This is a genomic window from Streptomyces sp. NPDC059853 (assembly GCF_042731495.1).
Lineage (GTDB): Bacteria > Actinomycetota > Actinomycetes > Streptomycetales > Streptomycetaceae > Streptomyces.
In genome coordinates this window covers 1-13,075 of record NZ_JBHWJL010000132.1, presented here as the reverse complement: position 1 = coordinate 13,075, position 13,075 = coordinate 1, and the positions used below count along the sequence as shown (strand labels likewise).

General features: G+C 73.5%; 10 protein-coding genes. 8 read left to right on the top strand and 2 right to left on the bottom strand.

The window, feature by feature from the left end; translation table 11 throughout:
- Positions 1-136: LuxR C-terminal-related transcriptional regulator (locus ACFV5N_RS15850; RefSeq protein WP_385599431.1), on the top strand; the 136-nt coding region annotated here is incomplete at its 5' end.
- Here the strand turns inward: ACFV5N_RS15850 and ACFV5N_RS15845 are convergent.
- Positions 102-293 (bottom strand): DUF6191 domain-containing protein, encoded by a 192-nt coding sequence (locus ACFV5N_RS15845; protein ID WP_375060991.1) that lies wholly within the window; start codon positions 291-293, stop codon positions 102-104. The genes ACFV5N_RS15850 and ACFV5N_RS15845 overlap by 35 nt on opposite strands.
- Before the next feature lie 240 nt (positions 294-533).
- Between ACFV5N_RS15845 and ACFV5N_RS15840 the strand changes: the two genes are divergently transcribed.
- Positions 534-743, top strand: coding sequence for a hypothetical protein (locus ACFV5N_RS15840; RefSeq protein WP_385599428.1), 210 nt, complete (start codon positions 534-536; stop codon positions 741-743).
- Positions 744-799: 56 nt separating this feature from the next.
- Entirely contained in the window at positions 800-3,805 is a 3,006-nt protein-coding gene (locus ACFV5N_RS15835) for an AAA family ATPase (RefSeq protein WP_385599425.1), read from the top strand.
- Positions 3,806-3,915: 110 nt separating this feature from the next.
- Here the strand turns inward: ACFV5N_RS15835 and ACFV5N_RS15830 are convergent, their stop codons facing one another.
- Positions 3,916-4,935, bottom strand: a complete 1,020-nt coding sequence (locus ACFV5N_RS15830; RefSeq protein WP_385599422.1) for an aldo/keto reductase — start codon at positions 4,933-4,935, stop codon at positions 3,916-3,918.
- Positions 4,936-5,046: 111 nt separating this feature from the next.
- Here ACFV5N_RS15830 and ACFV5N_RS15825 point away from each other — a divergent pair, with 111 nt between their 5' ends.
- From ACFV5N_RS15825 to ilvC, 5 genes are all read left to right on the top strand, one after another.
- Complete coding sequence (locus ACFV5N_RS15825; RefSeq protein ID WP_385599419.1) at positions 5,047-6,018, top strand: 2-hydroxyacid dehydrogenase; 972 nt, start codon at positions 5,047-5,049, stop codon at positions 6,016-6,018.
- A gap of 200 nt (positions 6,019-6,218) precedes the next feature.
- Positions 6,219-9,260, top strand: a complete 3,042-nt coding sequence (locus ACFV5N_RS15820; RefSeq protein WP_385599416.1) for a putative bifunctional diguanylate cyclase/phosphodiesterase — start codon at positions 6,219-6,221, stop codon at positions 9,258-9,260.
- A 227-nt stretch (positions 9,261-9,487) separates the two neighbouring features.
- Positions 9,488-11,365, top strand: a complete 1,878-nt coding sequence (locus tag ACFV5N_RS15815; protein WP_385599413.1) for an acetolactate synthase large subunit — start codon at positions 9,488-9,490, stop codon at positions 11,363-11,365.
- 40 nt (positions 11,366-11,405) lie between these two features.
- Positions 11,406-11,930 (top strand): acetolactate synthase small subunit, encoded by a 525-nt coding sequence (ilvN, locus tag ACFV5N_RS15810; protein ID WP_019434252.1) that lies wholly within the window; start codon positions 11,406-11,408, stop codon positions 11,928-11,930.
- Between the two features lie 108 nt (positions 11,931-12,038).
- Entirely contained in the window at positions 12,039-13,037 is a 999-nt protein-coding gene (ilvC, locus tag ACFV5N_RS15805; protein ID WP_385599410.1) for a ketol-acid reductoisomerase, read from the top strand.
- The last annotated feature ends 38 nt before the right edge of the window (positions 13,038-13,075 follow it).

Genomic DNA, 13,075 nt, shown 5'->3' with positions numbered 1-13,075 from the left:
GTTGTTCATCTCGCCCAAGACGGCCAGCGTCCATGTCTCGAACATCCTGGCCAAGCTGTCGGTGACGGGCCGCGGCGAGGCCGCGGCCCTGGCGCACCGGCTCAGGCTGGTGCCGACGGCGGCCCCGGAACGCTGACGGTGACCCGGCCGGAGTCGAGGTCGATGGGCCCGGTGCCGCCGGGGGCGTTGCTGCCCTCGTCGACCCGGTCGAACTCCAGCCGCCAGTTCTCCTCCTCGGTGTGGTAGCCGCTGGGCCGGAACAGCGCCTCCATCAGGCTGAACGGATTGGGCATCCTCGCCTCCCGGGTCGAGAACCGATCCTCATCTCATCGGAGAGGACGAATGGGGTGGTGCCCGGGTTCCGCTCCGGGGTCCCGGAGGGGCCTTATCCGCGTCCGGGCACCGCCCGGCCCCGGCTAAGGCCCCCGCCGCCGGGCGGAATGCGGACGCTGCCCGATGCCCCGGGCCCGCCTGCCCGAGGAGGGTGAAGTCATCCGGAAATCCCGGACACCCGACGGCGGAGGCCACCACCCATGTACCCGAACATCGATCTCGTCAGGGAACGCATGGACACCCTGCGGCGTGAGGCACACCGTGAGCGGCTGCTCCGCGAAGCCGCCCGGGGCGCCCGGGAGCGGGCCGCGAGGCGGCACCGGGCGGAGCGGGAAGCGGAGGAACAACGCCGGCAACGGAACGTACGGGCGCCCGCCCGGCTCCGCCGCTGGTTCGGCGTCCGCGCGTGACGCCCGCCGCCAAAACCCCCGGCGCCCTGTCGGACGTGTGTGCGATCCTGCCCTCCATGCAGAGCAGAACGGTCAGCCCGGTCTTCGTCGGGCGCACCGAGGAGAGCGCGGCGCTCGACCGGGCGCTCCACGCCGCCACCGACGGCACCCCGCAGGCGGTGCTCATCGGCGGCGAGGCGGGCGTCGGCAAGACCCGGCTGCTGGAGGAGACCCTGGAGCGGGCCCGGGACGCCGGGGCGCTCACCGCCGTCGGCGCCTGCGTGGAGGCGGGCGCCGACGGGCTGCCGTTCGCCCCCGTCTCCACCCTGCTGCGCAGCCTCTCCCGGAGCCTGGGCGACGAGATGGGCGAGGCCGCCGCCGGCTTCGGCGGCGAACTGGCCCTGCTGCTCCCCGAACTCGGGGACCCCGGCGCCCCGCCCTCCCCGGCCGGCAACGGAGAGGCCCGCAGCCGGCTCTTCGAACTCACCGCCCGGCTGCTGGAGACCCTCGCCCAGCGCCGCACCCTCGTCCTTGCCGTCGAGGACCTGCACTGGTCCGACCGGTCCACCCGCGAACTCCTCGGCTACCTCCTCCGCTCCCTGCCACCCGGCCGGGTGCTGCTGGTCATGACGTACCGCTCGGACGACATCCACCGCCGCCACCCGCTGCGCCCGTTCCTCGCCGAACTGGACCGGCTGCGCACCGTCGAGCGGATCGAACTCGAACGCTTCAGCCTGGCCGAGGTCGGCCGCCAGCTGACCGGCATCCACGGCAGCCGGCCCGACGAGCGCGTCATCGAGCAGATCCACCGGCGCTCGGACGGCAACGCCTTCTTCGTCGAGGAACTCGCCGGCTGCCTCACCGAGGGCAAGGCCCCCGGCATGCTCAGCGACTCGGTCCGCGATCTGCTGCTGGTCCGCGTCGAAGCGCTCCCCGAAGCCGCCCAGCGCGTGATCCGGATCGCCGCCAGGGGCGGCTCCCGCGTCGAGCACGCCCTGCTGCGCGCCGTCGTCCCCTTCGACGAGGACGAACTGATCGAGGCCCTGCGGGCCGCCGTCGGCGCCAACCTGCTGCGCGCCGGCGAGGACGACACCTACCGCTTCCGGCACGCGCTGGTGAGGGAGGCCGTCATCGACGATCTGCTGCCAGGCGAGCGCTCCCGGCTCTCCCGCCGCTACGCCGAGGCCCTGGAGGCCGACCCCACCCTGGTCTGCGCCGACGAACGCCCCGCCCGGCTCGCCGGGTTCTGGTACCAGGCGCAGGACCCCGTCAAGGCACTGCCCGCCGCCCTCAGCGCGGCCGACGAGGCACGCAACCGGCACGCGTACGCCGAGCAGCTGCGGATGCTGGAGCGGGTCCTCGAACTGTGGGACAGCGTTCCCCCGCCCGTCAGGGTCGCGCAGCGCCCGCCCCGGGAGGTCGAGTCGTACCCGCTGTGCGACTGCGTGGACGAGACACTCAGCCATCTGGACATCCTGGCCGAGGTCGCCGTGGCCGCCCGGCTGACCGGGGACTCCGAACGCGGGCTGTCGGTGATCAAGCGGGCCCTGCGGATCGTCGAGGAGCTTGACCACCCGCTGCGCGCGGCCTGGTTCTGGACCCAGAAGGCCAAGCTGATGCGGCACCTGGCCCGGGGCACCGGCTGGGACGAGCTGGACCGGGCGCAGCAACTGCTCGCCGGCCACGCGCCGTCGCCCACCCACGCGCACGTACTCACCGAGGCGGCGACCTGGGCCGTCCTCTTCGACGCGGGACCCAGAGGGCTGCGCACCGCCGAACAGGCCGTGGAGCTGGCCAGGGCGCTGGGCAACGAGGAAGCCGAACTGCACGCCCTGGTGAGCCTGGGCGGGCTGATGGCCGAGACCGGCGACGCCGAGGAGGGGCTGGCCCTGATGCGCGCCGCCGCCCGGCGGGTCCAGGAGGGACACCACGTCAACGTCTTCACCCGCAGCCATGTGAACCTCCAGTCGGTCCTGGAGACCGTGGGTCGCTCCCACGCGTCCCTGGAGGTCGGGGACGAGGCACTGAAGCTGGCGGACCGCTGGCGGCTGCGGCAGACCGCGGTGTGGCTGCAGCGCAACCGGGCGGACTCGCTGTACTCCCTGGGGCGCTGGGAGGAGGCGCGGGCGGCGGGCCGCACCGCCGCCGACGCCGCCGCCTCGCCGGTGAACCGGGCGCTGTCGGCGGAGTTTCTCGCCCAGCTGGCGCTGGCTCGCGGTGAGGAGGCCGAGGCCGAGGCCGAGAGCGCGGTGATGACCGAGCAGTACAACGCCTACGACCAGTCCGTCCAGCACGCCCATCCCGCCGCCCGCTGCCGGCTGCAACTGGCGGCGGCCCGGGGCCGGATCCTGGACGCCCGGCAGATCTTCGCCGACGCGGTCGCCGCCGGGCTCTCCCCCGGAGCGGGCGCGTACACCTGGCCGCTGGTGCACGCGGCGGCGGTGGCCGAGGGCGACGCGGCGACGGCACCGGCGGCCGAACCGGGACGGGCACAGGCACTGGCGCTGATCCGCCGGTACGCGGCGGGCCTGCGCCGCGACTACCCCCTCTGGCGGGCGCACGCGGAACTGGTCGAAGCCGAACTGCGGCGCGCCGAGGGCACCGCGCGCCCGGCGGACTGGGCGGCGGTCACGGCCGCCCTGGCGGAGCTGGAGCGCCCGTACCTGCTGGCCCAGGCCCGCGCCCACGGCGCGGAGGCCCTGCTGGCGGAGGGCGACCGCAAGGGCGCGGGCACGCTGCTGCTCCTGGCGTACGAGGCCGCCCGCGCGCTGGGCGCGGCCCCGCTGGAGCGGCAGGTGGCACAGCTGGCGCAGCGCGCCCGGCTGCCGCTGACCGCCGCCCCGGCCCGGGCTGCCGCGCGGGACGACCGGGGGCTGACCGCCCGCGAACGCGACGTGCTGGCGCTGGTGGCGGCCGGGCGCAGCAACCGGCAGATCGCCGAGGAACTGTTCATCTCGCCGAAGACGGCGAGCGTCCACGTCTCGCACATCCTGGCCAAGCTGGAAGTCTCCGGCCGCGGCGAGGCGGCGGCCCTGGCCCACCGGCTGGGCCTGCTGGGCGAGACGGCCCGGGCCGGTCGCTGAGGGCCCGCGGCGCGTCCCGGGTCCGGCACGGCGCTACGCCCGGCCCGGGTGCCAACCGTTTCCCGTTTGCTCACTCCCGCCGGCCCGGGTCCGTACCGTCGCCCGGCCGCTCACTCCCACGAGCCCTGGGCGGGCGGCAGCGCCGCGATCTCCGCCAGATCCTGCGGCGTCAGCCGCAAATCGCTCGCCGCCGCGTTCTCCCGCGCCCAGTGCTCCTGCTTGGTGCCCGGTATCGGGACCACGTGGCGGCCCTGGGCCAGCAGCCAGGCCAGTGCCACCTGTGCCGCCGTCGCCCCGTCGTGGCGGGCCGCCACCCGGCGCAGCCCGGCCACCAGCGGCTGGTTGGCCGCCATCATCTCGGCGGTGAAGCGCGGGTGCCTGGCCCGCAGATCCTCCGGTTCGAAGCCGCTGCCCGGCGTCAGCGTGCCGCTGAGGAACCCGTTGCCCAGCGGCATCGCCGCCAGCAGCCCGATGCCGCGCGCCTCGCACCACGGCAGCAGCCCGCGCAGCGCCTCCGGTGACCACACCGAGAGTTCCGCCTGCACCGCGTTGACCGGGAAGACCTGCTGGATGCGCCCCAGCACCCGCAGCGTCCGCGCGTACCGGTCCGTCACCGCGCCGCCCGGTCCGCCGCCGCCCCGGCCGCGCCGGCCGCGCGGCTCCAGCGCGCACAGCCCGAGCGCCCGGACCTTGCCCGCCGCCACCAGCTCCGCCATCGCCCCCCAGGTCTCCTCGACGGGCACCTCCGGGTCGATGCGGTGCAGCTGGTACAGGTCGATGACGTCGGTCCGCAGCCGCCGCAGCGAGGCGTCGCAGGCCCGTTTGATGTACGCCGGGCGGCCGTTGGCGACGATGTGCCGGTCGCCGGCCAGCAGCCCGCACTTGGCGGCCAGGAACACCTCGTCCCTGCGCTCCTTCAACACCCGTCCCAGCAGCAGCTCATTGGTGTAGGGGCCGTACATGTCGGCCGTGTCCAGCACCGTGCAGCCCGCGTCCAGCGCGGCCCGCACCGTGCGCAGCGAACCCTGCCTGTCCCGCTGCGAGGCCGAATACGCCCAGCTCATCGGCATGCAGCCCAGGCCGATGGCCGCTACCCGGACCGCCCCCGTGCCGATTGTCCTGTACCGCACCGAACCGTTCCTTCCCCACTGTCCCCCGCCACCCGCGCCTTCCAACGTAACGGGCGGCCCCGACAGCGTCGCCGCAAGGGCCGTCCAAGGGCCGCGCGTAGCCTGGCGGCCATGACCACAGGAGATGTCTGGCTGCCCCTGCCGCCCGCCGAACTGGCCCCGCTGCCCGCCTCGCTCGGCTACGTGTACTGGAACGGCGAGGAGGAATTCCCCGCGGACCCCGCCGATTGTGTGTTCTACACGGTGCCCTACATGAAGGGCCCCGATGTCGCGGTGCGCCCGCTGCCGCACATGCCCCGGCTGCGCGTGGTGCAGACCCTGACCGCCGGGGTCGACCACATGCTGCCCGCCGTCCCGGGGCTGCCCGCCGGTGCCGTGCTGTGCAACGCCGGGCCGCTGCACAACACCTCCACCGCTGAACTCGCCCTCACCCTCGCCCTCGCGGCCCTGCGCGGCGTCCCCGGGGCGGTGCGGGACCAGGACGCCGGTCGCTGGCGGACCGGCGTGCACACCTCGCTGGCCGACCGGCGGGTGCTGATCGTGGGGTACGGCGGCATCGGGGCGGCGATCGAGGACCGGCTGCTGCCGTTCGAGCCGGCCGAGGTGGTACGGGTCGCGGGCCGGGCCCGCGACACCGCGCGCGGCCCCGTGCATCCGGCCACCGCGCTGCCCGGCCTGCTCCCCGGGGCCGAAGTGGTGTTCCTCGCCACCCCGTTGACGGACACCACCCGGGGCCTGGCGGACGCGGCGTTCCTGGCCGCGCTGCCGGACGGCGCCCTGCTGGTGAACGTCTCGCGCGGCGCCGTGGTGGACACCGGCGCCCTGCTGGCGGAGCTGGAGTCGGGCCGGCTGCGGGCCGCGCTCGATGTCACCGACCCCGAGCCGCTGCCCGCCGGGCATCCCCTGTGGCAGGCGCCGGGGGTGCTGATCACGCCGCACGTCGGCGGCCCGTCGACGGCCTTCCGGCCGCGTGCCGAGCGGCTGGTGCGGGAGCAGTTGCGGCGGTTCGCGGCCGGGGAACCGATGCGGTACGTGGTGGCCGGGGCCGGGGAGGACACACCAGCCTCACCCCTCACACAGTGAGAGGGGAAAGCTACCGAGTGTACAAAGGGTCCCCCTCATTATCACTCTTAGTTGAAGGTCTATGGCGCTGAGTGACGGAGCTGGTGTATCGTCCGTCCCGGGGAGAGTTCAGCAGAGCAGGGGGGCGACAGGCGGATGCACGGTCCATGGACGAAAAGCCGACTTCAGCACGGCCGCGGCACGGTGTGGCGGGCGGCCCGATGAGCACCGGGGACCGCGCCGTGCCGGCGCCTGCCCCGCCGCCGCGCCCCGCGCTGCTCGGCGGGCCGGTGCCCCAGCTGGCGCTGGCCACGGTGTGCGGAGCGTATGTGCTGGGCGCCGCGTTCGGCTGGGGCTCGCCCCAGGTCGCCGCCGTCATGGGCGACTTCGGGCTGACCGCCGCCGCCTGGCTCGCCACCGCCTCCTGCCTGTGGTTCGCGCGCACCCGCACCGGCACCCTGCGCCCGGCCTGGGTGCTGCTGGGGGCCTCCTCCGCGATGACCGGCCTCGGCAGCGCCATCTGGGGCTGGTACGAGGTGATCCTCCAGGAGCCGGTGCCCCGCACCTCGGTGGCCGATCTGTGCTATCTGCTGTTCGCGCCGCTGGCCATCGTGGGGCTGCTGATGCTCGCCAAGCGTCCGCTGACCCGCACCGGCTGGTTCTGCTTCGGCCTCGACGCCTGGCTGGTCGCCGGTTCGCTGCTGACCCTCACCTGGAGCGTGGCGCTGGTCCACACCGCCGAGGACCAGGGCGAGTCGGTGGCCAGAATGGCCCTCGCGCTCGGCTACCCGCTGCTGGACATCGCCCTGGTGTCCATGCTGCTGGTGCTGCACTTCCGCCGCGGCCCCGAACACCGCTCCGCCATCAACATGGCGGTGGGCGCCCTCGCCGTGACGGTGCTGTGCGACGCCCTGTTCAGCTCGCCGATGCTCCGCGAGCACTACAGCTCGGGCCAGCTGCTGGACGCCGGCTGGTTCGCGGGATCGCTGCTGCTGGCGCTGGCGCCGTGGGTGTCGGCCCGCCCCGGCGAGGACGACCGGCCCGGCAGCCGGACCGCCGCCGACGCGGCCCCCGCCGAGTCGGCCGCGGAGGTCCCGCTCACCCCCCTGCAGGCCCTCGCCCCGCTCACCGCGCGCCACTCCTCCGGTGACACCGACCCCGAGGCCGACCCCACGGCCGACGAGACGGCGGGGGAGCGGGACGAGGAAACCCCCGACCGGCTGGGCTCCTTCGCCTCCCTGATGCCCTACCTCGCCGCCGCCGTCTGCTTCCTGAGCATCCTGCTCACCTACAACACCGGCGGCGGACAGCCCGACCCGGTGGTGGTCTTCACCGCCACCACCGTCGTGGTGGCCCTGCTCGCCCGGCAGGGCATCACCCTCATGGAGAATCTCAAGCTCACCCGGGAACTCGCCCGCCAGGAGAACCACTTCCGCTCCCTGGTCCAGGGCTCCAGCGATGTGATCATGATCTCCGCCTCGGACGGCAGGCTCCGCTACGTCAGCCCGGCCGCCGCCGGGGTCTACGGGTGCGACCCGGACCGGCTGATCGGCAAGCCGTTCCACAGCCTCATCCACCCCGACGACGCCGACCGGGTGCTCTACGAGCTGTGCCGCTTCCTGGCCGCCTCCCCGGACGCCGAGCCCGCCACCCGCATCGAGTGCCGCATCCGGCACGGCGGCCCGGAGGAACGGTGGCTGCACATCGAATCCACCGTCAACCGCCATCCCACCGGCCTCATCTTCAACAGCCGGGACGTCACCGACCGGGTCCGCCTCCAGGAGCAGCTGCGGCACAGCGCCTCGCACGACCCGCTCACCGACCTGCCCAACCGGGCCCTCTTCACCGACCGGGTCGAGACCGCGCTCGCCCAGGGGCCGGTGGCGAACGGCGAGATCGCCGTCCTCTTCATCGACCTCGACGGCTTCAAAGCCGTCAACGACACGATCGGCCACCAGGCCGGGGACGAACTGCTCATCCGGGCGGCCCGCCGGCTGCGCGACGCCGTACGGCAGGGCGACCTCACCGCCCGGCTCGGCGGGGACGAGTTCGCCGCCCTCATCACCGGCGACCCGGCAGCCGGCCCCGCCACCCGCGAGCAGCGCATGCGGGAGATCGCCGAGCGGGTGCGCACCGCCCTCTCCCGCCCCTACCAGCTGCGGGAGGGCGAGGTCCGGGTGGCCGCCAGCATCGGTGTCGCCTTCGCCGAGCCCGGCAGCTCCCCCGCCACACTGATGCGCGACGCCGACCTCGCCATGTACCGGGCCAAGCAGGCCGGCAAGGCCCGCGTCGAGTTCTACACCCCCCACCTGCGCACCGAGGCCGTCCGCCGCACCCAGCTGGCCGCCAGGCTGCGCGCCGCGCTGCACACCGGGGAGCTCACCCTGCTCCACCAGCCCGTCGTCGCCCTCGACGACGGCCGGATCACCTCCCTGAGCGCCCAGGCCCGCTGGCGCTCCGCCCACACCCCGCTGCCCACCCCGCTGGAGCATCTGCGCGGGCGCCGCGAGTACGGCCCGCCGCTGACCCGGCCCGCCGACCCGCACGGAGCCGAGCGCGGCACCGACGTCACGCGCTGGCTGCTGGAGCAGGCCGTCGCCGAGGCCGGCCGCCGCCGCGCCGCCGGCCACACCCTGCCGGTCGCCGTCCGCCTCCCGGCCGGACGGCTGACCGACCGCCCGCTCGGCACCGGCGCCGTGGAGGCCCTGCTGGCCCAGCACGACCTGCCGCCCGAATCCCTCGTCCTCGAACTGCCCGAGGCCGCTCCCGTCCTCGCCTCGCCCGAACTGCGCCGCCGGCTGTCCGATCTCGGCCGGCTCGGGCTCGGCCTCGCCGTCGACGGCTTCGGCGGCACGGCCACCCCGCCCGCCGCGCTCCTGCGGCTCCCCGTCGACTTCGTCCGCCTCGACCGGGAGCTGACCGACGGACTCCTGGAATCACCGGCGCTGCGCACCGTCACCGGTGCCCTGCTGCGGCTCACCGGCGACCTCGGCATCCCCACCGTGGCCGACGGCGTGGACCACCCCGACCTGGCCGCCGCCCTGCGCGCTCTGGGCTGCACCCACGCCCAGGGCCCGCTGTTCGGCGAGCCCCTGGAGCCGGCCCGGCTGCACCGGCTGCTGGAGGGCGGCCGGCTGCCCGTCCCCGGCGCCCCGGCCGCCGGGCCCGCCGCCGAGCTGACCACCGTCCCGGCTCCCCGTCTGCACGGCCGCGGCGACCCCACCGCCGCGGGACCGGCACCGTCCCCGGTCACGCCCACATAGTGAGACGTGCATTCCGCCCGCTTGACATGGAGCGGTGCCAAGGAGGAAGGTCAGGTCCATGCAGACCCGAATTCTCGTACTTGGTCGGCGCGTCGGCTGACCCCGGGACCACCACCCGCGGCCACCAGCGACGCGCTCCCCTCGCATGCCATCCGGCACGAGGGGTTTTTTGTTGCACCGACACCGATCCGCACAGCGCACCACCCATCTCGAGAAGAGACACGTCGATGACCGAACAGGCCACCGGGGTTCCGAAGCCGCAGCCACGGGCCCCCCGCGGCGGAACCCCCCAGCAGCCCGCCGCCCCCGTTGCCGAGCACGTCACGGGCGCCCAGGCGCTCATCCGTTCCCTCGAATCGGTCGGCGCGGACACCGTATTCGGCATCCCCGGCGGCTCGATCCTCCCCGCCTACGACCCCATGATGGACTCCACGTCCGTGCGCCACATCCTGGTCCGCCACGAGCAGGGCGCGGGCCACGCCGCCACCGGCTACGCCCAGGCCACCGGCAGGGTCGGCGTCTGCATGGCCACCTCCGGCCCCGGCGCCACCAACCTGGTCACCCCCATCGCCGACGCCTACATGGACTCCGTGCCGCTGGTCGCCATCACCGGCCAGGTCGCCAGCTCCGTCATCGGCACGGACGCCTTCCAGGAAGCCGACATCTGCGGCATCACCACGCCCATCACCAAGCACAACTTCCTGGTCACCGACCCCGCCGAGATCCCGCGCACCGTCGCCGAGGCGTTCCACATCGCCGCCACCGGCCGCCCCGGCCCCGTCCTGGTCGACATCTCCAAGGACGCCCTCCAGGCCCGCACCACCTTCAGCTGGCCGCCCGCCATCGACCTGCCCGGCTACCGCCCCGCCTCCCGGCCGCACGCCAAGCAGATCCGCGAGGCCGCCCGGCTGATCGCCGAGGCCGAGCGCCCCGTGCTGTACGTCGGCGGCGGCGTCCTGAAGGCCGGCGCCGCACCCGAGCTGCTGGCCCTCGCCGAACTCACCGGCGCCCCCGTCACCACCACCCTGATGGCCCTGGGCGTCTTCCCCGACAGCCACCCGCAGCACCTGGGCATGCCCGGCATGCACGGCTCCGTCGCCGCCGTCACCGCCCTCCAGAAGTCCGATCTGCTGATCGCGCTCGGCGCCCGCTTCGACGACCGCGTCACCGGCCGCAGCGACACCTTCGCCCCGCACGCCAAGGTCATCCACGCCGACATCGACCCCGCCGAGATCGGCAAGATCCGCACCGCCGACGTGCCGATCGTCGGCGACGCCAAGGACGTGCTGACCGACCTCGCCGCCGTCCTGCGCGCCGAGACGGAGGCCGGTCACCTCGGCGAGGCCGCCACCGCCCGCTACCGCGAGTGGTGGCAGCAGCTCAACCGCTGGCGCGAGACCTACCCGCTGGGCTACGAGCTCCCCCAGGACGGCTCGCTCTCCCCGCAGCAGGTCATCGAGCGCATCGGCACCCTCGCCCCCGAGAACACCATCTACACCTCGGGCGTCGGCCAGCACCAGATGTGGGCCGCCCACTTCCTGACCTTCGACCGCCCCGGCACCTGGCTCAACTCCGGCGGCGCGGGCACCATGGGCTACGCCGTCCCGGCGGCCCTCGGCGCCAAGGCGGGCCGCCCCGACGCCACCGTGTGGGCCATCGACGGCGACGGCTGCTTCCAGATGACCAATCAGGAACTGACCACCGCCGCCCTCAACGGCGCCCCCATCAAGGTCGCCGTCATCAACAACGGCGCGCTGGGCATGGTCCGTCAGTGGCAGACCCTCTTCTACAATCAGCGGTATTCCAACACCGTGCTGCGTGACGGCCCGGACGCCGACCCCACGGCCACCAGCCAGGGCACCCGGCTTCCCGACTTCGTCAAACTCGCCGAAGCCATGGGCTGCGTCGGACTGCGCTGCGAGAACCCCGAGCAGCTGGACGCGGTCATCGAGAAGGCCAACTCCATCAACGACCGCCCCGTCGTCGTCGACTTCATCGTCCACGAGGACGCCATGGTCTGGCCGATGGTCCCCGCCGGAACCTCCAACGACGAGGTCCTGGCCGCCCGCGGTGTGCGCCCCGACTTCGGCGACGCGAACGACTGACGGCGGCCCCGGCCCACAGGCGAAGGAACGAACCCCACCCATGTCCAAGCACACGCTCTCCGTCCTGGTCGAGAACAAGCCGGGTGTGCTCTCCCGCATCACCGCCCTGTTCTCCCGCCGCGGATTCAACATCGACTCCCTCGCCGTCGGCACCACCGAACACCCCGAGGTGTCCCGGATCACCATCGTGGTCAACGTCGAGGCCCTTCCGCTGGAACAGGTCACCAAGCAGCTCAACAAGCTCGTCAACGTCCTGAAGATCGTCGAACTCGACTCCGCGTCGGCGGTCACCAGGGAACTCGTTCTGGTGAAAGTCCGGGCCGACAACGACACCAGGTCCCAGATCGTGGAGATCGTCCAGCTCTTCCGCGCCAAGACCGTCGACGTCGCCCCGGAGGCCGTCACCATCGAGGCCACCGGCAGCAGTGACAAACTCGAAGCCATGCTGCGCATGCTGGAGCCCTTCGGCATCAAGGAACTGGTGCAGTCCGGCACCATCGCCATCGGACGCGGAGCCCGGTCCATCACCGACCGCTCGCTGCGCGCCCTGGAGCGATCCGCCTAGGGCAACCGGCCCGCACGGCGCGATCCCGACCCACCCCAACCCACCGCACCACCTACGGTGGACGCACGCCGCGACCACCGCAGCAGTAACAACAAGGAGACAACCGAAGTGGCCGAGCTGTTCTACGACGACGACGCCGACCTGTCCATCATCCAGGGCCGCAAGGTCGCGGTCCTCGGCTACGGCAGCCAGGGCCACGCCCACGCGCTGTCCCTGCGCGACTCGGGCGTCGACGTGCGCGTCGGTCTGCACGAGGGCTCGAAATCCCGCGCCAAGGCCGAGGAGCAGGGCCTGCGCGTCACCACGCCCGCCGAGGCCGCCGCCGAGGCCGACGTCATCATGATCCTGGTCCCGGACCCGATCCAGGGCAAGGTCTACGAGGAGTCCGTGCGCGACAACCTGAAGGACGGCGACGCGCTGTTCTTCGGCCACGGCTTCAACATCCGCTTCGGCTTCATCAAGCCCCCGGCCGGCGTGGACGTCTGCATGGTCGCCCCCAAGGGCCCCGGCCACCTGGTGCGCCGTCAGTACGAGGAGGGCCGCGGCGTTCCCTGCATCGCGGCCGTCGAGAACGACGCCACCGGCAGCGCCTTCGCGCTCGCCCTCTCCTACGCCAAGGCCATCGGCGGCACCCGCGCCGGCGTCATCAAGACCACCTTCACCGAGGAGGCCGAGACCGACCTCTTCGGCGAGCAGGCCGTGCTGTGCGGCGGCGCCTCCGCGCTGGTCAAGGCCGGCTTCGAGACGCTGGTCGAGGCCGGCTACCAGCCGGAGATCGCCTACTTCGAGTGCCTGCACGAGCTGAAGCTCATCGTGGACCTGATGTACGAGGGCGGCCTGGGCAAGATGCGCTGGTCCATCTCGGAGACCGCCGAGTGGGGCGACTACGTCACCGGCCCGCGCATCATCACCGAGGACACCAAGGCCGAGATGCGCCGGGTGCTCGCCGAGATCAAGGACGGCACCTTCGCCAACAACTGGATGGCGGAGTACAACGCGGGTCTGCCCAAGTACAACGAGTACAAGAAGGCGGACGAGGACCACCTGCTGGAGACCACGGGCGCGGAGCTGCGCAAGCTCATGAGCTGGGTCGACGACCAGGACTGAGGACCGAGGCCGGCCGCGGCGGAGGTCGTACCCCGACC